Here is a 16,880-nt window from a genome sequence, read left to right on the forward strand (position 1 = left end):
ATCAAGGGCGCCCGGGTGCCGGCGTCCGCAAGGGGAGGGTCGCTTCGACGATGAAACGGCCGTCGGGGCGCATCTCGGTGGTCAGCGTGCCGTCGGCGGCCTCGGCTCGTTCGCGCATGCCGATGAGGCCGTGGCCGGTTCCCGGGCCGTGGTGGCCGGGGCGGGCGGGGTTGGTGACGGTGATGCGCAGATGGGCCGGGTCGTAGGCGAAGTGGAGCTGGACCGGCCCGGGGAGGGCGTGTTTGCCGGCGTTGGTCAGGGCCTCCTGGACGAGGCGGTACGCCGCCACGTCGGCCGGGGCGGTCAATGGGACCGGCTTGCCCTCGGTGGAGACGGCGATGTCGGCGCCGGCCTTGCGGAAACCGTCGATCAGGCTGTCCACGTCCGCGAACGTCGGGGTGGGCCGGCGGCTGTCCGGCGGATCGTCGTCCTGGCGCAGGAGGCCGACGGTCGCGCGGAGCTCGTCGAGGGCGGCGCGGCTCGTCTCGCGGATCTCGGCGAGGGCCTGGTAGGCGCGGTCGGGGTGGGTGCGCATGAGGTGGTGTGCGACGCCGGCCTGGGCGTTGACCAGGGTGATGTGGTGGGCGACGACGTCGTGCAGGTCGCGGGCGATGCGGATGCGCTCCTCGCCGACGCGGCGGCGGGCCTCCTGCTCGCGGGTGCGTTCGGCCTGCTCGGCGCGTTCGCGGACCTGGGTCAGCAGGGCCTGGCGGGTCTTCACGGCGTCGCCGACGGCGACCGCGACGAGGATGTAGTTGGCGGGCAGGACGTTGAGGATGTCGAGCAGGCCGTGAGGCTGCCAGGGGATGATGGCCGCGGTCAGCGCGACGGTGGCCAGGATCCCGGTGGTCCAGGCGGTCCGGCGTGAGCGCAGGGTGGCCACCGTGTAGGCGGCCACGACGCACGCGACGTCGATGAAGACCAGGTGGGGTTCGAACAGGGGGAGCAGCGCGCCGCAGACGACAGTGACCGCTGCGACCGGCACTGGCCACCACAGACGGAACAGCAGGGCTATGGCGCCGGTGAGGATCAGCACGAACTGGGCGGCGGTGGGTTTCACGAGCGTGTTCTCGTCGTGCCAGGCCGTCGCCGCCATCATGATCAGCACGGTGAGCAGGGGCGCCGCCCAGATCCGCCAGGCGGCGCGCCCGTACGTGTCAGCCACGGCGGCCGGCCAGATCGTTCTCGTAGGCGAAGATGACCAGCTGGGCGCGGTCGCGGGCGCCGGTCTTGGCCATCGCCCGGTTGATGTGGGTCTTGGCGGTGGCCGGGCTGATGACCAGGCGTTCGGCGATCTCGGTGTTGGACAGGCCGGCGCCGACCAGCGCGGTGATCTCGAGTTCCCGCTCGGTCAGGGCGCTGATGAGCGTTCCGTCGAATCGGCGCGGGCCGGGCCGGCTCGGGGTGGCCAGGAACCGTTCGATGAGCGCGGTGGTGGCGGCGGGGGAGAGCAGCGACTCCCCGGCCGCCACGACCCGGATGGCGTCGAGCAGCGTGCCGGGGTCGGCGCCCTTGCCGAGGAAGCCGCTCGCGCCGGCCCGCAGGGCGTCCACCACCAGCTCGTCGGTCTCGAAGGTGGTCAGGATGACCACCCGGACACCGGCCAGGTCCTCGTCGCCGGTGATGCGCCGGGTGGCTTCGATGCCGTCCGTGCCGGGCATGCGGATGTCCATCAGCACCAGGTCGGCCCGGGTGGTGTGGGCCAGGGCGACCGCCTCGGCGCCGTCGCCGGCCTCGCCGACGACCTCGATGTCGTCCTCGGCCTCCAGCAGCAGGCGGAACGTGGCCCGCAGCAGGGCCTGGTCGTCGGCGAGCAGCACACGGATCGGCATCGGATCATTCTTGCCGGGAGAGGGCGGCGACGGGCTCGCGCTCGCCTTCGATGGACACGTGCGGGGTGATCTTGTTCGCCCATCGGGGGTACCACCAGTTGGCCGGCCCGATGAGCCGCATGAGGGCCGGCACCAGGACCAGGCGGACGACGAACGCGTCGACCAGCACGGCCAGGCCGAGACCGATGCCGATCGCGGACACGATCCGCTCGCCGCCGAAGCCGAAGGAGGCGAACACACTGAGCATGATGGTCGCGGCGGCCACGATGACCTGGGTCGTCTCGGCCAGCCCGACCCGGACGGTGCGCGTGTTGTCGCGGGTGTGCGTCCACTCCTCGTGCATGCGGCTGACCAGGAACACCTGGTAGTCCATGGACAGGCCGAAGACGATGCCGACGATGAGCACCGGCACCAGGTAGTTGACCGGCGCGCCGGAACCCACCTGCAGCAGCTCGGAGCCCCAGCCGAACTGGAAGATCGCGGTGACCGTGCCCAGGCCGACCAGGATGGTGGCGAGGTTGCTGAGCGCGCCGACCAGGGGGACCAGGATGCTGCGGAAGGCGACAGCCAGCAGCAGGAAACCGAGCAGGGCGATGAGGCCGAGGTAGAGCGGCAGCTTGCTGAGCAGGGCGTCGCCGAGATCGATGCTGGTGGCGGTGGTGCCGCCGACGTAGACGCGCAGGCCGGTGCCCTCGGCGGCGGCCGGGATGACGTGGTCGCGCAGCCGGTGGACGAGGTCGGCGGTCTTCTCGGTCTGGGCGCTGGTCTCCGGGATGACGGTGGCCACGGCGATGGTCTGTCCCGCCTGGACCGGCTGGGCCGAGACGGTGGCGACGTCGGTGACCGACGAGAGTTGCTTGGTCAGCGCGGTGAAGGCGGCGGCCGAGGCCTGGTCGGGGGTCTTCGCGACCAGCAGCAGCGGCGCGTCGAAGCCGGCGCCGAAGGCGGGGGTCACCAGGTCGTAGTAGGCGCGGGTGACCGAGCCGGCCGGGTCGCTGCTCGCGTCGGCGTCGCCCACGCGCAGCTGGGTGGCCGGGAGGGCCAGCGCGGCCACGACGATCAGGGCGGCCGCGACGAGGCGTTTCGGCGAGCGGCTGACCAGAGCGGCCCACCGGGCGGCCGGGCCGGCCTTGGAGGAGGTCTCGATCGGGATGCCCGCAGCCAAAGCCCCGCGGTGGCGCTTGGACAGCACCCGGGTGCCGAGGATGGCGAGCAGGGCGGGCAGCAGGGTGATGGCGGCGAGGATGGTGCACAGGACACTGACCGCGGCGGCCCGGCCCATGCTGGTGAGCAGGCCGAGGTCGACCACGAAGATGCTCAGCAGCGCCACGATGACGGTGGCGCCGGCGAAGACGACCGCGCGGCCGGAGGTGTTGACGGCCTGGGCGATCGAGTCCCGGACGCTCAGGCCGCTCATCAGGCCCTTGCGGTGCCGGTTGACGATGAACAGCGCGTAGTCGATGCCGACGCCCAGGCCGATCAGGGCGCCCATGGTGAGGCTGGTGGCGGGCAGGTCGACCACGTGCGCGCCGAGGACGACGATCAGCAGGGAGGTTCCGACGCCGACCAGGCCGGTGAGGATCGGCAGGGCGGCGGCCCAGCCCGAGCGGAACATCAGCAGCAGGATGACCAGGGCGGCCAGGATGCCGACGGCCTCGGTGCCGTGCGAGGCCTCGGGCTGGGTGGTGAAGGCCTGACCGCCCGCCTCGACGTCGAGGGCCGCCGAGTCGAAGCCCCGGGCCTTCTCGGCGATCGCTTCGGCGTCGGCGTCATCGGTGAGCGTCACCCGGGCGTACGCGGTGTTCTCGCCGGTGTTGGTCTGGCCCTGGGTGACCGCTTCGACGCCGGGCTGGGCCTTGATCTCGGCGAGCATGGTGGTGACGCTCTGGCGTACGGCCGGATCGGAGATCGAGACGCCGGTGCTGTGCCACACGATGGTGCCGCTGGTGGTGGAGGGGCCGCCCTGCTCGCCGAGCAGGGCGTACGCGGTGGAGGACTCACTGTCGGGCAGATCGGTGGAGTCGGTGAAGGCCGTTCCCAGCCCGGCGGCCAGCGCGGCCAGGACGACGAGCGTCACGATCCAGCCACCGGCGACGGCGAAGCGCCACCGGGAGCACCAACGTGCGAGAGCAGACACGGGAACAACCCTTCGAACAGGGGAGACTGACCTGATCAGCGTCCCGTTTCGCACGTACGGAAGCGTCAACCCAGCGCGGTGAAAGCGCGTACCGCGCTTGCGGTACGTTCGGGCGGAAGGGGGTGGTCACGTGGGTCGGCGATCCTCCGGGCTGTGGGGCCGCCGGCTGCTCGTTGTCGCGCCTGACGCCGGGCCGCGGGACGCGATGACCACGGGGCTGGGCGCGGCCGGCTCGGCGGTCGCGTCGGTTCCCCGTGGCGGCACCGCCGTCGCGCTCGTGACCGAGGAGCACTTCGACCTCGTGATTGTCGATCTGGGCACGCCCGACCTGGTCGAGCTGGCCGATTGCCGGCTCAGCCCGGCCGCGCGGCCGCCCGTTCTCTGCGTGGCCGACTGCGACGCCCTCGACGAGATCCTTCCCGAGGTGGGTGACCGGGTGGAGGACTACGTCACCAAGCCCTGCCGTGTCACCGAGCTGCTGGCCCGCGCCCAGGTGCTGCTGCGTTCCCGGCGTGGCGCGCTGCACTACGGCGACCTGGTTCTGGACGACACGGCCTACCGGGCGTCCCGGGGCCGGCAGACGCTGGACGTGACCCCGGCCGAATACCGGCTGTTGCGGCATCTGCTGCTCAACGAGGGACGGGTGCTCACCAAGGACCAGCTGGCGTGGCAGATCTGGGGTGAGTCCCGCGGCGACAACGCCATGGAGCGCCTGGTGTCCCGCCTGCGGCAGAAGGTCGACGAGACCGGCCCGGCCCTGATCCACACGCGCCGCGGCTTCGGATACTGGCTCGGCGAGCCGGCCGATATGTGAGCTGGGCCACGTCAGGTTCCTGTCAGGTGACCGTCCGGGTGTCGTCAGGCGCGTTTGTTTGCATGGCTTTATGCCAGAAGCCCCGTATTACCCGATGCAGCGGGAGTCGCGCTGCCCCTTCGCTCCGGCCCCCGCGGCGCGAGTCACGGAAACGATCGGCAAGGTCCGGATCTGGGACGGCAGTACGCCGTGGTTCGTCACCCGGCACGCCGATCAGCGGGCGCTCCTCAACGATCCACGACTGAGCATCGACGAGAAGAAGCCCGGCTATCCGCACATGACCAAGGCGCGGGCGGCGATGGCCCCGCACCTCCCCGAGCTGATCACCAACACCGATCCGCCGGAGCACACCCGCCTGCGGCGCACGGTCAACGCCCCGTTCATGGTCAAGCGGGTCGAGACGCTGCGCCCGCGGATCCAGGAGGTCATCGACGGCCTGATCGACGAGTTCCTGGCCGGCCCGAAGCCGGCCGACCTCGTGGCGAGGATCGGCCTGCCGGTGCCGACGCTCGTGATCACTCAGATTCTCGGTGTGCCGTACGAGGACCACGAGTTCTTCCAGGGCGCCAGCCGCCGCGCGATCAGCCACGACACCGACCCGGACGACGCGTCGCAGTCCAGCCGGGGCCTGGGTGACTACCTGGCCGAGCTGCTGGTGAGGAAGATGGCCGAGCCGGCCGACGACGTGCTCTCCGAGATGGGCGCGCGGGTCAAGGCGGGCGAGATGACCCACGCCGAGGCCGTCACCATGGGCAGCGCCATCCTCATCGCCGGCCACGAGACCAGCGCCAGCATGATCTCGCTGGGCACCCTCGCCCTGCTGCGGAACCCGGACCAGCTGGCGCTGCTGCGCGACAACAGCGACGATCCGCGCTTCGTCGCGAACGCGGTCGAGGAGCTGCTGCGCTATCTGACCATCGTGCACAGTGGCATCCGCCGGATCGCGGTCGAGGACATCGACGTGCGCGGCACGGTCATCAAGGCCGGCGACGGCGTCATCTTCGAGCTGGCCGGGGCCAACTACGACCCGGCCGAGTTCGGAGAGCCGGACCGGCTCGACCTGACGCGGCCGGCCCGTTCGCACCACGCCTTCGGCTACGGCGCCCACCAGTGCCTCGGGCAGTCCCTCGCCCGTGTGGAGCTCCAGGTGGCGTACGGCACCCTCTATCGCCGTCTCCCGGGGCTCGCGCTCGCGGTGCCGTTCGAGGAGGTCGAGTTCGCCATGGAAGGTGTGGCCTACGGCCTCAAGTCGCTGCCGGTCACGTGGTGAGGGGAGCCGTCATGAGGATCGAGTTCGACGAGCCCAAATGCGTCGCCGCCGGACAGTGCGCCATGGTGGCCCCGGACGTCTTCGACCAGCGCGACGACGACGGTGTCGCGATCGTGCTCGACGATGCGCCCGGTCCCGATCAGCACGACGCGGTGCGCGAGGCCGCGGCGGTCTGTCCCGCCGCCGCGATCCGCGTGGTCGAGGCGTGAACCGGATCGTTGTCGCCGGCGCCTCGGCCGCCGGTCTCGCGGCGGTGGAAACCCTGCGCCGCGAGGGCTTCGAGGGTTCGCTCACCCTGATCGGTGAGGAGATCGAGGTCCCGTACGACCGTCCGCCGCTGTCCAAACAGATCCTCGCCTCCGAGTGGGAGCCCGGCCGGCTGGCGCTGCGAACCCTGGACCAGCTGACCGCGCTGCGCCTGGATCTGCGGCTCGGCGTACGCGCCGAAGGGTTGGACATCGAGGAGCGGGTCGTGCGGCTGGCCGGCGGCACGTGCGTTCCCTATGACGGGCTGATTATCGCGACGGGTGTACGCCCTCGAAGACTCCCGGGGAGAGAAGTGCACGTTCTGCGGACGGTGAACGACGCGCTCGCGCTCCGGCGCCATCTGCGGCCCGGTGTCCGTCTGGCCGTGGTCGGCGCGGGTTTCCTCGGCGCCGAGGCGGCCGCGGTCGCCCGGGGCCTCGGATGCGACGTGGTGCTGCTGGAGCCGGCGCCGGTGCCGCTCGCCCATGCCGTGGGCGAGCCGATCGGCCGGGTGCTGTCGGAGGCGCACCGGGAGCACGGCGTCGACCTGCGTACGGGCGTGACGGTCTCGTCGGTGACCGAGCGCGGGGTGCTTCTCGCCGACGGCACCCTGATCGCCGCCGACGAGGTGCTGGTAGCCATCGGCTCGGCACCGAACACCGAGTGGCTGTCGGGCCTCGAGGTCGGCGACGGGCTGGTGTGCGACGAGTTCTGCGCGGCCGCGCCCGGCGTCTACGGAGCGGGAGACGTGGCCCGCTGGCACAACCCGCTGTTCGGGGAGTCGATGCGCATCGAGCACCGCACCAACGCCGCCGAGCAGGGCATGGCCGCGGCCCGCAACCTGCTCGGCGCCGGCCGGCCCTTCGCGCCGGTCCCGTACTTCTGGTCCGACCAGTACGACATGAAGATCCACGCCTACGGCCACCTGCGCGGCCACGACACGGTCGAGGTGGTCGAGGGCGACCTCGAACAGCGGCGGTTCCTGGCCGCGTACCGCCGTGGCGACCGCCTCGTCGGCGCCCTGGCCGTGGGCATGCCCCCCAAGATGATCCGCCCGTGGCGTCAAGCCATCGCCACCGAAGGAGTGCTGTCATGACGATCGTGGTGACCGGGGCCGGTGGCATGGGACTGGCCATAGCCCGGCGCCTGGGAAGCGGGCGTACCGTGCTGCTGGCCGACGCCTTCCCGGAGACGCTTGATCCCGCCGTCGCCGCGTTGCGGGTGGAGGGGTACGACGCACGCGGGCACCTGACCGACGTGGCCGACCCGGCCGCGGTGGCCGCGCTGGCCGAGACCGCGGCCGCCGCCGGCCCGATCACGGCGGTGGTGCACACCGCCGGGGTGTCCGCCGCGACCTCCACGGTGGACAAGATCATGGCGGTCGACCTGGCCGGCACGGCCCACGTCATCGACGCCTTCCAGGCGGTGGCAACCCGCGGCACGTCGCTGGTCTGCATCGCCAGCATGGCCGGGCACTACGCGTCGCTGAGCCCGGAGCAGGAGAGGGCCTTGGCGACGGCACCCACGGACCAGTTGTTGGCGCTGGACGTGGTCAAGGCGGCGCCGGACGACCGTACGGCCGCCTACATCCTCGCCAAGCGCGCCAACCAGGTCCGGGTGCAGGCCGCCGCCCCGGCCTGGAACCGGCTCGGCGCCCGCGTCAACACGGTCAGCCCCGGCGTCATCACCACCCCGATGTCCCGGGCCGAGGCGGCGTCGGCGTCCGGCGACCACATGATGGGCATGCTGGAGGCGTGCGGCATCGGCCGCACCGGAACGCCGGCCGAGATCGCCGAAGCGGTGGCCTTCCTGACCGGGCCGGGCTCGCTCTACATCACCGGCACCGACCTGCTGGTCGACGGCGGCCAGGCCGCCTGGCTGCGCTGGCACCGCCCGGACGCTACCCCTCGGACTTGAGGGTCAGCTTTCCTCGCTCGAGAGCGTCGCCGCAGGCGGTGCAGTGCACCTCGGCGACGAACTCGTGTCCGCAGGTGTGGTCGAAGCGCACCGGGTCGTCGCCGTGCCGTACGTGCTCGTGGCCCCAGCGTTTGAGGGTGAGCAGCACCGGTGCCAGGTCGCGGCCGGCCGCGGTGAGCCGGTACTCGTACCGTGGTGGCCGCTCGCTGTACTGCTCGCGGGCGACCACGTCGTGCTCGACGAGCTTGCGGAGCCGGGCCGCCGCGATGTCCCGCGGCGCCCCGGTGTTCTGCACGATCGCGGTGAAGCGCTGCTGGGCGTAGAACAGTTCGCGCACGATCAGCAGCGTCCAGCGATCGCCGACGATCTCGAGGGCGTCGGCGATCGTGCAGTCCCTGGGTGTTCGTTCGGCGGGTGCGGCCGGCATGGTGCCATTCTCGCCGAAGTGGGTTGTGCTTTCAAACTGACTGGGGTTAGTTGGAAAACACAACCGACTGGGGAGGGTCATGAGCACGGAGGTCGCGCCCACCGCCGCCACCCGGACCACCGCGCTGCTGTGCGCGGCCGCGTTCATGACGATGCTGGACCTGTTCATCGTGAACGTGGCGTTCACTGTGGACCCTCATCGGCGCCCGGGCCGTCCAGGCCGTCGGCGCCGCCGTGCTGACCCCGGCCAGTCTCGGGCTGATCCTGAGCGTGCTCCCCGCGACCCGTCGTGCGGGCGCCGTGCGGATCTGGGCCGTCACGTCCTCCTTCGCGGGTGCGCTCGGCCCGGTGATCGGAGGTCTGCTGACCGAGGTGTCGTGGCGGTGGGCGTTCCTGCTCAACCTGCCCGTCGGCCTGATCGCGTTCGTGCCGGCGGTCCGTCTGCTCCCCGACGGCCTGCCATCCTCTCGCCCGCGCATGCCCGATCCGGTGGGCGCGATCGCCATCGCGGTGACCGTCGGCGCCGTCTCGCTGGGCTTGGTGATGACCGGCTCGTGGGGGAGCGGCCGGCTGCTGTCGACCGCCGTTGTCGCCCTCGCTGCCCTGGCGCTGCTGATCCACCGGGTCCGTACGCATCCGGCGCCGGTAATACCGCCGGAGCTGTTCCGGGTGCCGAGTTTCCGCGTCGCCAACCTGACGATCCTGACCTTCACCGCCGCCTTCGGCGCCGTCTTCCTGAGCGTGTCGCTGTGGATGGGGACCGTGGCCGGCTACGGCCCGCTCCAGGCCGGCCTGGCCCTGTTGCCCGGGCCGTTGATGGTGCCGCTGGTCGCGGCCCTGACCCAGCGCTGGGCCGCCGGCGCGGCGCCCGGACATGTCGTCTCGGCCGGCCTGGCATTGTTCGGAGCCGGGTCGCTGCTGCTGACGATCCAGGGCGGCGGCCAGTACGCCGGTGACATCCTCCCGGGCTGGATGACCATCGGGGCCGGCATCGGTATCGCCATGCCCACCCTCATCGCGACCGCGACCACCGACCTCGCCCCGGTCGACGCGGCCACCGGGAGCGGGGTCGTCAACACGGCCCGGCAGACGGGATACGCCCTCGGCATCGCCGGCCTGGTGGCCATCCTCGGCGCCGAGGAGGCCCGCGCCTTCCGCCACGGCTGGACCTTTGTGACCGCGGTGGTGCTCATCAGCGCGGTGACCGCGCTGTTCATCCGGCAAACCGGCAACCAGGACAGGTGACGCGATGATGACCGCAGAAACCACCGACCCCGACGTTCTCTCGCCGGACGCGGCCGCGGAACTCCTCACCGGCGCCCCGTGGCGGCGCTTCGCCGTCTTCGGCGACAGCCTGTCGCTCGGTGTCGGAGACCCGACCCCCGGATATGACAGCCTCGGCTGGGCCGACCGGGTCCACCGAGCCCTGCGGCGGGCCCAGCCCGGCCTCGCCTGTCTCAACACCGCCCGGGTCGGCGTGACGACCGCGCAGGCGCTCGCCGAGCAGACCGGGCCGATCGCCGCGTTCGGCCCGGACCTCCTGCACCTCAACAGCGGCGCCAACGACATCATCCGGCGCCGCCCCGACTGGGGCCGGATCGAGAGCGACCTGCGCGCGATGTACGAATGGGCGGCGGGAACCGGGGCTCAGCTGAGCGTGTTCACCCTCGGGCGCGCCTTCGTGATCCCCGCGTTCCCCGACTTCAGCGACCGGGTCGCCCGCCTGAACGACATCACCCGCACCCTGGCCGCCGAGCATGGCGCGGCCGTCGCCGACTGCTGGGACCACCCGCTCAACGATCGCCCGAACCTGCTCAGCGACGACCGGATCCACTTCGCCACCATGGGGCAGGCGGTCATCGCCAGCCTCATGATCAAAACGCTCGGGGCCCGCCTCTGACGGCCGAGATCGTTTCCGACCTCGGCCGTGTGCTGAGTGCGTGACGGGGAATCGGTCAGTAGCTGACGTACAGGTACCACGTCAGGTAGCCGCTCAGGGTGCACTCGTAGCCGTAGATGATGTGGCGCACCAGCATGGCCGAACCGGCCGCGTTGCAGTTGGCGCGGGTCCAGTACCAGTCGTAGTACTGGCGCACGGCGCCGTCCGGAGCGACCTGGACGACCGGTTTGGCCGCGCTGACGGGTGTTGCCGCGGCGGCGGGGCTGCCGCCTCCCACCAGCAGCGCACCTCCCAGCGCGATCGCGGTGATTCCTGCGGATACGGCTCTACGCATCGCGAGTTCCTTTCCGGATCAGGGGCTTTCCTGCCTGAGAAGAGCCTCACACCGGCGTGTGTGAGCGCCGTGGTCCGGCTGTGGTCCGGGGCTGGTCCGCCCGGAGGAGCAGCCGGTGGACCTCGCGTGTCTCGGCCGACGGCTCGACACCGAGGGCGTCGATCAGCTGCCGGCGCATGGACTGGTAGAGCACCAGCGCCTCGGCCGTCCGGCCCGCCTCGTGCAGGCTTTCCAGGAGCCGGCGCCACAGGCTCTCGCGCAGGGGATGGTGGGCGATGAGCCGCTGGGTGTAGGCGACGGCCGACCCGAATTCGCGGTCGGCCATCAGCAGGTCGCATCGCCGCTCGGCGGTCTGCAGGATGTCCTCCTCCAGCGCGGTGGCGGTCAGATCCACCCACGGCGCGCCGTCCAGCCCGGCGAGCGGCCGGCCGCGCCAGAGAGCCAGGCATTGGTCCAGCAGAGACGCTTCCCGGGTACGGCTCGACGTCGCCGCCGCCTCGGCCCGCCACAGGCGGAAGGCGCTCAGGTCGACATCGGTCGGGTCGGCGCGGAGGCGGTAGCCGCCCGGACAGGAAGCGATCACGTCGAAGGGCGGGACGGCGCCGGATCGGAGCGTGGAGCGGAGCCGGCGGATATATCCGCGGACCGTGGTCCGGGCCGACGGCGGAGGTTCGTCGTCCCAGAGCGCCTTGACGATGTGCTGGGTGCTGACCATCTGGCCGGCGTTCAACGCGAGACAACTCAAGGTCATCCGCTGCTGATGACTCGGGATCTCCAGCGTCCCGTCCGCCGTCCACACTGTCACGTCACCGAGCAGGCCGATGTGCACATTCCCCATGCCCGTGAGCGTGCGCGCGTCCGCCCGGCGCGTGGTTGTCGAATTGTTGTCGCTCGATACGATGGCGCACTCAGAGCGCTGACAGCGACAGCGACGGCGCCTTGCCGACGGTGGTGGTACGGGGATGGACATCCTGTTGCTGGGCCCGGTCACGATCCGGCTCGATGAGGAGATCCTGGACGCCGGGCCGCCACAGCGGCGGCAGGTTCTCGCCGCGCTCGCGGTCGACGCGGGGCGGACGGTCACCGCGGAGACCCTGATCGACCGGGTGTGGGACGAGCCGCCCGACGGCGCCCGGCGCGCGTTGCACTCACATATCGCCCGGCTGCGCCCTCTGCTCGAGTGCGGTGACGGTGGTCGGCCACCGCTGATCCACGACTGTGGCGGCTACCGGCTCGACCTCGATGTCCAGCAGGTCGACTACCGCCGCTTCCGGGCTCTGGCCGACCGTGCCGAACGCCCCTCTCTCGGCGACGACGACCGCATGTCACTGCTCGAGGAGGCCCGGGCTCTGTGGCGGGGTGAGCCGCTCACCGGGTTGCCCGGCCACTGGGCGGCCCAGGTCCGGCAGGCGTGGCACCGTGAGTACGCCGCGGCGACCGTGCGGTGGTCGCAAGCCTGTGTCCGGGCCGGCCGGGCCTCGGTGGCGATCGAGGCGCTGCGTGATCTGACGCTGGCCCACCCGCTGGACGAGCCGGTCACCGGCGCGCTGATGACGGCGCTGCACGCGAGTGGGCGTACCGCGGAATCGCTCTGGGTCTTCGCCGGTCTGAGGGCCCGGCTGAGCGCTGAGCTGGGCGCCGAACCCCACGCCGACCTGCGCCGGCTGCACGAATCGATTCTGCGCGGCGAGGACGTCGCGATCGTCCGGCCGGACCCGGTGCTGTCCCGTCCGGCCCAGCTTCAACCGGACGTTCCCGTGTTCATCGGCCGGGAGCGTGAGCTCGCCTCCCTGACCGCCGTCTCACGACGGTCCCGCGAGGGGCGGCCCGGACCGGCCGTCTGTGTCATCCACGGCACGGGTGGGATCGGCAAGACCTGGCTGGCGCTGCGCTGGTCTCACCTTCATCGTGAGCGGTTCCCGGACGGGCAGCTCTTCGTCAACCTGCGCGGCTTCGATCCGAGCGGCCGATCGCTCAACCCGGGCGACGCGCTGGGGGGATTCCTGAGCGCCCTCGGTGTCCCGCCCAAGTCGACGCCCGCCGACGTCGACGCGCGTGCGGCTCTCTACCGCTCCCTGACGGCGGGCAAACGCCTCCTGGTGGTCCTCGACAACGCCCGGAGCAGCGAGCAGGTGGCCCCGCTCCTGCCCGGATCGCCGGCCTGCACGGTGCTGATCACCAGCCGCAACACGCTGACGGGCCTGATCGTGAGCCATGGGGCGGAGCCGGTGGGCCTGGACGTCCTCGACGACGCCGGCGCCCGCGGGTTGCTGACCGCGCGGCTGGGCGAGCAGCGGCTGGCCGAGCACGCCGCTGCGGTGACCGCGGTGATCGGCGCGTGCGGTGGGTTGCCGCTGGCTCTGGGGATCGCCGCCTCCCGCACCGCCGTGCGGCCGCGGTTCGCGCTGCCCGCGGTCGCCCGCGAACTCGGCGACGCCGGGACCCGGCTCGCCGCTCTGGAGGACGATCCGCCGGAGGCCGGCCTTCGCGCCGTCCTGTCCTGGTCCTACGGCGCACTCACTCCCTCTGAGGCACGGATCCTGCTGTTCACCGCTCTGGCCCCGGGGGCGGACGTCAGCGTCCAGTCGGTCGCCGTTCTCTGCGGGCTGACCGAGCGGGAAGCCGGCCGGGCGCTGCAGACCCTGCAGCGCTACTCGCTTCTCGGCGAATATCCGGGTGGACGATGGCGCCTGCACGATCTGGTCCGCCTCTATCTGACCGAGCGGGCGGAGACGGACCTCAGTGCCGGGGAGCGCGACGCGGGCCTGCGCCGGCTCCTGGACTTCGCGCTGCTGACCGCGGTCGCCGGAGACCGGATCCTCAATCCCAGCCGGCCCGGACTGGACTTCGGGCCGATGTCCGCCGATGTCCGTCCCCTCACCTTCGACGACGAGGCCGCCGTTCTGAGCTGGATGGACGCCGAGTACGCCGGACTGCTCGCCGCCCAGGAGCTCGCTTTCCGGCGGTCCTGGTGGCCGAGAACCTGGCAGTTCGCCTGGGCGCTGGACACCTATCAGCGCTGGCGCGGCCACGTGCTCGACCACGTGACGGCGTGGGAGATCGGGCTCACCGCGATCCGGCACGTCGACGACCCCGCGGGGGAGAGCCTGGCGCTGCGTCTCTCGGCCCACGCCCTGGCCCACGCCTCGCGCTACGGCGAAGCGCTCGACCAGCTGGACCGAGCGCTGACGCTGGCGGCCGGCGATGACCACCGGCCCGCGCGGGCCCAGGTTCACCGTGCTCTCTCCCGGGTCCACGACCTGGCCGGGAACCTCCAGCCGGCGCTCGAGCACGCGATCGAAGGGCTGCGGCTCGTCCGCGCGACCGGTGACGAGGCCAACCTGTCCGACGCGCTCAACGGCGCCGGCTGGTGTCACGCCCGGCTCGGTCAGTACGAGCCGGCCCGGCCCTTCCTCGACGAGGCTCTCGACCTGGCGCGCCGCGAGACCAGCCGCAACGCGGAGGCGGGGATCCTGGACAGCCTCGGCTTCGTGGCGTCCGGGCTGGGGAGGCATCGCCAGGCGCTGGCCTACTACCACCAGGCGCTGGCGATCTTCGCCGAGCTCGACTTCACCTACATGGAGGCCGACGTGCGTGAGTGCCTCGGCGACAACCATGCCGCCCTCGGCGAAACGGCGGAAGCCGAGCGGTACTGGCGCTCGGCCCACCGCCTCTACCAGCGTCAGCATCGGGCCGAGAACGCGGAACGCGTGGGCCGGCGTCTCGGCGCGCCGCCTCCGCACCCGTTCAGTCGCGGGAAAGAAATCGTCAACAGTCGATCGTTAACGTCGCAGAAAAAGGAAAGATCACGGTTCGGAGATTGACGTGAAGAAAAGCACCGCCCTCAAGGGCGCCCTCGGATCCCTCCTGGCCGTCGCGGCCACCACTGCCGTGGCGTCCTCCCCGGCCGAGGCCGTGTACGACTGCCGGACCGGCGAGGTCTGCTTCTACCACGACCAGAACTACCGGGGCACGGTCGCCGTTATCGCCGGTTTCGCCTACAAGGGCGCGAAAGTCAATGACTTCCGCAACTTCCGGTACACCAACGGCCAGAACCTCAACGACAGCGTGTCCTCGATCAGGAACCTGACGTCCTTCACCCTGCGCGTCCACGAGCACGGCACCTGGGGCGGGAAGTGGATCGAGCTCAAGCCCGGCCAGTCGGAGGATCTCTACAACTCCTATGAGACCCCCCTCTCCAACGACTCCGCCTCCTCGGCCCAGCTGAAGTAGAGGACGCCGGTTTGAAGTCGGCGGTGTCCTGCGCGTTGTCGTCGGTATAGCCGGAATCAGGGCCGGCGTGGAGAGGAACGGGAGCCACATGCGCAGAAGGTTCCGTCACGCCCTCGCCGCCGGGCTGATCGCCGTCGACCGGCACCCCCACGGTCACGCTGCTCACCGGCGACGTCGTCACCGTTGATCCGTCCGTGCCCGGCTGCGGTGGCGTCCGGGCCCAGCCGTCCGGCCACAGCGGTGCGATCCCGCGCCGTTGCGACCCGGACGGGCGGCGATCAGGGCCACCGGCGCTCCGGCGACCTTCACCGTGCGGCATTCCCGCGCGCTGAGGCCGCAGCGCATCACGTCCTTCATCGTCCGCTCGTCGGTCGACGACGGCGCCACCTGGCAGACGGCCAAGGTCTCGAAGGATCTGCGGGACACCCTGCCGAAGCCGCCGGCCGGCGGCTTCCTGTCCTTGCGGGTCACAGCGACGGTGACGGCGGCAGCTCCATCGATCAGACCATCATGAGGGCGTACGCCTCGGCCTGATCCGCTCGTTCGTTCGGACAGCGACGACGGGTTGCCTTTTGACAACGCGGCGTTGCGGGTACGTTAAGCACCGTCCACTTGGGTTGGCAAGGCGGAGGTAGGGCGTGCCGGTCACAGGCCAACGCGTCGTGCGGCGGGCGCTGGGCCGGCGATTGACGCGGCTGCGTACGGCCTCCGGGATGAGCCGGCGCGATGTGGTGGAAGCACGTCTGGGCATCTCGGAGCCGACGCTGCACCGCATCGAGACGGGCAAGGTGCCGGTCACCGGGGCCAACGTGCGCGCGCTCTGCTGGCTCTACGGTGCGGACCAGAGCATCACCGACGCGCTGGCCGACCTCGCGCTGGGCACGTCACAGCAGGAGTGGTGGGACGCCAGCCCGGTGATCCCCGAGTGGTTCAAGCTGTACGTCGGGCTCGAAGCGTCCGCGTCCCGCATGTTCGGGTACGACGGCGAGATCGTTCCGGGCGAGCTGCAGACCCCGGAGTACGCGCAAGCCGTCTTCGGGGCCGAGCAACCGGCCGACTCGGAGATCGCCGAGCGCCACATCAATCTCCGCCTGCAGCGGCAGCGGACACTCTTCGCCCGCAACCCGCCGATCCGCCTCGTGACGGTGCTCGGCGAGGGAGCGCTGACCCGGCCGGTCGGCGGCGAACAGGTGATGAAGGGTCAGATCGAGCAGTTGCGGCGGCTGTCCAGACAGGACACGGTCGACATCCGGGTGCTGCCGTTCTCGGTCGGGGCGCACGCGGCGATGGCCGGCGCCTTCCGGATCCTGGAGTTCGACGACCCGGACGACCCGGACGTGGTCTACCTCGAATCCCACGTCGGTGCGCTCTATCTGGAGGAGCAGGTCGAGGTCGACGAATACCGGCGGGTCTTCGATCTCATCAGCAAGGCGTCCGTACCGGTCGGAGAATTCTCATTCCCGTCGAGGTAGGCCGCCCGCTGTGATCAGTCGTTCAGGAGCTGGTCGAACTCGCCGCGCTTGGCGCCGAACAGGAAAGAGTCCCACTCCTCGGTCGTGAACACCACGGTGCCGGCTTCGCGGGCGTTGCTGTTGCGGACCTCGATCTGGCCACTCTGGCGGCGGGCCTCGACGCAACTGCCGCCGTTGCCCGTCGACCTGCTGGAAATGATCCAGCCGGTGTCGCTGCTCATCAGTGCCCCTCTTTCTACAGTCGATTACTTTACGTAACCGACGCGCCACCAATTCGGTGGCCAACGTGTCACCCGATG

18 protein-coding genes are annotated in these 16,880 nt (G+C 71.2%); 11 read left to right on the plus strand and 7 right to left on the minus strand.

What is annotated here, in order from left to right; genetic code table 11:
- Nucleotide 1: 1 nt before the first annotated feature.
- From ACFY36_RS00525 to ACFY36_RS00535, 3 genes are read right to left on the minus strand one after another with little or no spacing between them, the layout of a single operon-like run.
- A complete protein-coding gene (locus ACFY36_RS00525) occupies nt 2–1,165 on the minus strand; it encodes a sensor histidine kinase (RefSeq protein ID WP_499743728.1) in 1,164 nt (387 codons plus the stop codon).
- Nucleotides 1,158–1,832, minus strand: a complete 675-nt coding sequence (locus ACFY36_RS00530) for a response regulator (protein WP_499743729.1) — start codon at nt 1,830–1,832, stop codon at nt 1,158–1,160. Before ACFY36_RS00530 ends, ACFY36_RS00525 begins: the two co-directional genes overlap by 8 nt.
- A gap of 4 nt (nt 1,833–1,836) precedes the next feature.
- The gene (locus ACFY36_RS00535) at nt 1,837–3,969 is read right to left on the minus strand and encodes an MMPL family transporter (RefSeq protein ID WP_499743730.1); all 2,133 of its coding nucleotides are present in this window, start codon (nt 3,967–3,969) and stop codon (nt 1,837–1,839) included.
- 130 nt (nt 3,970–4,099) lie between these two features.
- Between ACFY36_RS00535 and ACFY36_RS00540 the strand changes: the two genes are divergently transcribed.
- The 5 genes from ACFY36_RS00540 to ACFY36_RS00560 all read left to right on the plus strand — a co-directional run bounded on the left by ACFY36_RS00540 (nt 4,100) and on the right by ACFY36_RS00560 (nt 8,216).
- Nucleotides 4,100–4,783, plus strand: coding sequence for a response regulator transcription factor (locus tag ACFY36_RS00540; protein WP_499743731.1), 684 nt, complete (start codon nt 4,100–4,102; stop codon nt 4,781–4,783).
- A gap of 70 nt (nt 4,784–4,853) precedes the next feature.
- Nucleotides 4,854–6,053: a cytochrome P450 gene (locus ACFY36_RS00545; RefSeq protein WP_499743732.1), complete on the plus strand. Its 1,200-nt coding sequence runs from the start codon at nt 4,854–4,856 to the stop codon at nt 6,051–6,053.
- Nucleotides 6,054–6,064: 11 nt separating this feature from the next.
- Entirely contained in the window at nt 6,065–6,262 is a 198-nt protein-coding gene (locus tag ACFY36_RS00550; RefSeq protein WP_499743733.1) for a ferredoxin, read from the plus strand.
- Nucleotides 6,259–7,395 carry an NAD(P)/FAD-dependent oxidoreductase gene (locus tag ACFY36_RS00555; protein WP_499743734.1) on the plus strand — a complete coding sequence of 379 codons (1,137 nt, stop codon included), beginning with the start codon at nt 6,259–6,261 and terminating at the stop codon, nt 7,393–7,395. The genes ACFY36_RS00550 and ACFY36_RS00555 overlap by 4 nt, the downstream gene beginning before the upstream one ends.
- Nucleotides 7,392–8,216 carry an SDR family oxidoreductase gene (locus ACFY36_RS00560; protein WP_499743735.1) on the plus strand — a complete coding sequence of 275 codons (825 nt, stop codon included), beginning with the start codon at nt 7,392–7,394 and terminating at the stop codon, nt 8,214–8,216. Before ACFY36_RS00555 ends, ACFY36_RS00560 begins: the two co-directional genes overlap by 4 nt.
- Here the strand turns inward: ACFY36_RS00560 and ACFY36_RS00565 are convergent.
- Entirely contained in the window at nt 8,200–8,643 is a 444-nt protein-coding gene (locus ACFY36_RS00565) for a winged helix-turn-helix transcriptional regulator (protein ID WP_499743736.1), read from the minus strand. The genes ACFY36_RS00560 and ACFY36_RS00565 overlap by 17 nt on opposite strands.
- Nucleotides 8,644–8,828: 185 nt before the next feature.
- Between ACFY36_RS00565 and ACFY36_RS00570 the strand changes: the two genes are divergently transcribed.
- Nucleotides 8,829–9,887, plus strand: a complete 1,059-nt coding sequence (locus ACFY36_RS00570; protein WP_499744837.1) for an MFS transporter — start codon at nt 8,829–8,831, stop codon at nt 9,885–9,887.
- A 4-nt stretch (nt 9,888–9,891) separates the two neighbouring features.
- Nucleotides 9,892–10,542, plus strand: coding sequence for an SGNH/GDSL hydrolase family protein (locus tag ACFY36_RS00575; RefSeq protein WP_499743737.1), 651 nt, complete (start codon nt 9,892–9,894; stop codon nt 10,540–10,542).
- Between the two features lie 55 nt (nt 10,543–10,597).
- On the opposite strand, the gene ACFY36_RS00580 is transcribed toward ACFY36_RS00575, so the two are convergent.
- Together ACFY36_RS00580 and ACFY36_RS00585 are read right to left on the minus strand one after the other, a co-directional pair.
- On the minus strand, nt 10,598–10,876 hold the full coding sequence (locus tag ACFY36_RS00580; protein ID WP_499743738.1) for a hypothetical protein: 279 nt from the start codon (nt 10,874–10,876) through the stop codon (nt 10,598–10,600).
- Nucleotides 10,877–10,922: 46 nt separating this feature from the next.
- Complete coding sequence (locus ACFY36_RS00585; RefSeq protein ID WP_499743739.1) at nt 10,923–11,714, minus strand: AfsR/SARP family transcriptional regulator; 792 nt, start codon at nt 11,712–11,714, stop codon at nt 10,923–10,925.
- Nucleotides 11,715–11,838: 124 nt separating this feature from the next.
- Here ACFY36_RS00585 and ACFY36_RS00590 point away from each other — a divergent pair, with 124 nt between their 5' ends.
- The 4 genes from ACFY36_RS00590 to ACFY36_RS00605 all read left to right on the plus strand — a co-directional run bounded on the left by ACFY36_RS00590 (nt 11,839) and on the right by ACFY36_RS00605 (nt 16,581).
- Nucleotides 11,839–14,700 carry an AfsR/SARP family transcriptional regulator gene (locus tag ACFY36_RS00590; protein ID WP_499743740.1) on the plus strand — a complete coding sequence of 954 codons (2,862 nt, stop codon included), beginning with the start codon at nt 11,839–11,841 and terminating at the stop codon, nt 14,698–14,700.
- A gap of 1 nt (nt 14,701) precedes the next feature.
- Nucleotides 14,702–15,109 (plus strand): peptidase inhibitor family I36 protein, encoded by a 408-nt coding sequence (locus ACFY36_RS00595; protein ID WP_499743741.1) that lies wholly within the window; start codon nt 14,702–14,704, stop codon nt 15,107–15,109.
- Nucleotides 15,110–15,365: 256 nt separating this feature from the next.
- Nucleotides 15,366–15,623 (plus strand): hypothetical protein, encoded by a 258-nt coding sequence (locus ACFY36_RS00600; protein ID WP_499743742.1) that lies wholly within the window; start codon nt 15,366–15,368, stop codon nt 15,621–15,623.
- A gap of 124 nt (nt 15,624–15,747) precedes the next feature.
- The gene (locus tag ACFY36_RS00605; protein WP_499743743.1) at nt 15,748–16,581 is read left to right on the plus strand and encodes a helix-turn-helix domain-containing protein; all 834 of its coding nucleotides are present in this window, start codon (nt 15,748–15,750) and stop codon (nt 16,579–16,581) included.
- A gap of 14 nt (nt 16,582–16,595) precedes the next feature.
- Here ACFY36_RS00605 and ACFY36_RS00610 read toward each other — a convergent pair whose 3' ends face one another.
- Nucleotides 16,596–16,802: a DUF397 domain-containing protein gene (locus ACFY36_RS00610; RefSeq protein WP_499743744.1), complete on the minus strand. Its 207-nt coding sequence runs from the start codon at nt 16,800–16,802 to the stop codon at nt 16,596–16,598.
- Nucleotides 16,803–16,880 lie beyond the last annotated feature (78 nt).

Origin of the sequence: Actinoplanes sp. NPDC000266 (assembly GCF_042899005.1) — a bacterium.
Classification (GTDB): Bacteria; Actinomycetota; Actinomycetes; order Mycobacteriales; family Micromonosporaceae; genus Actinoplanes.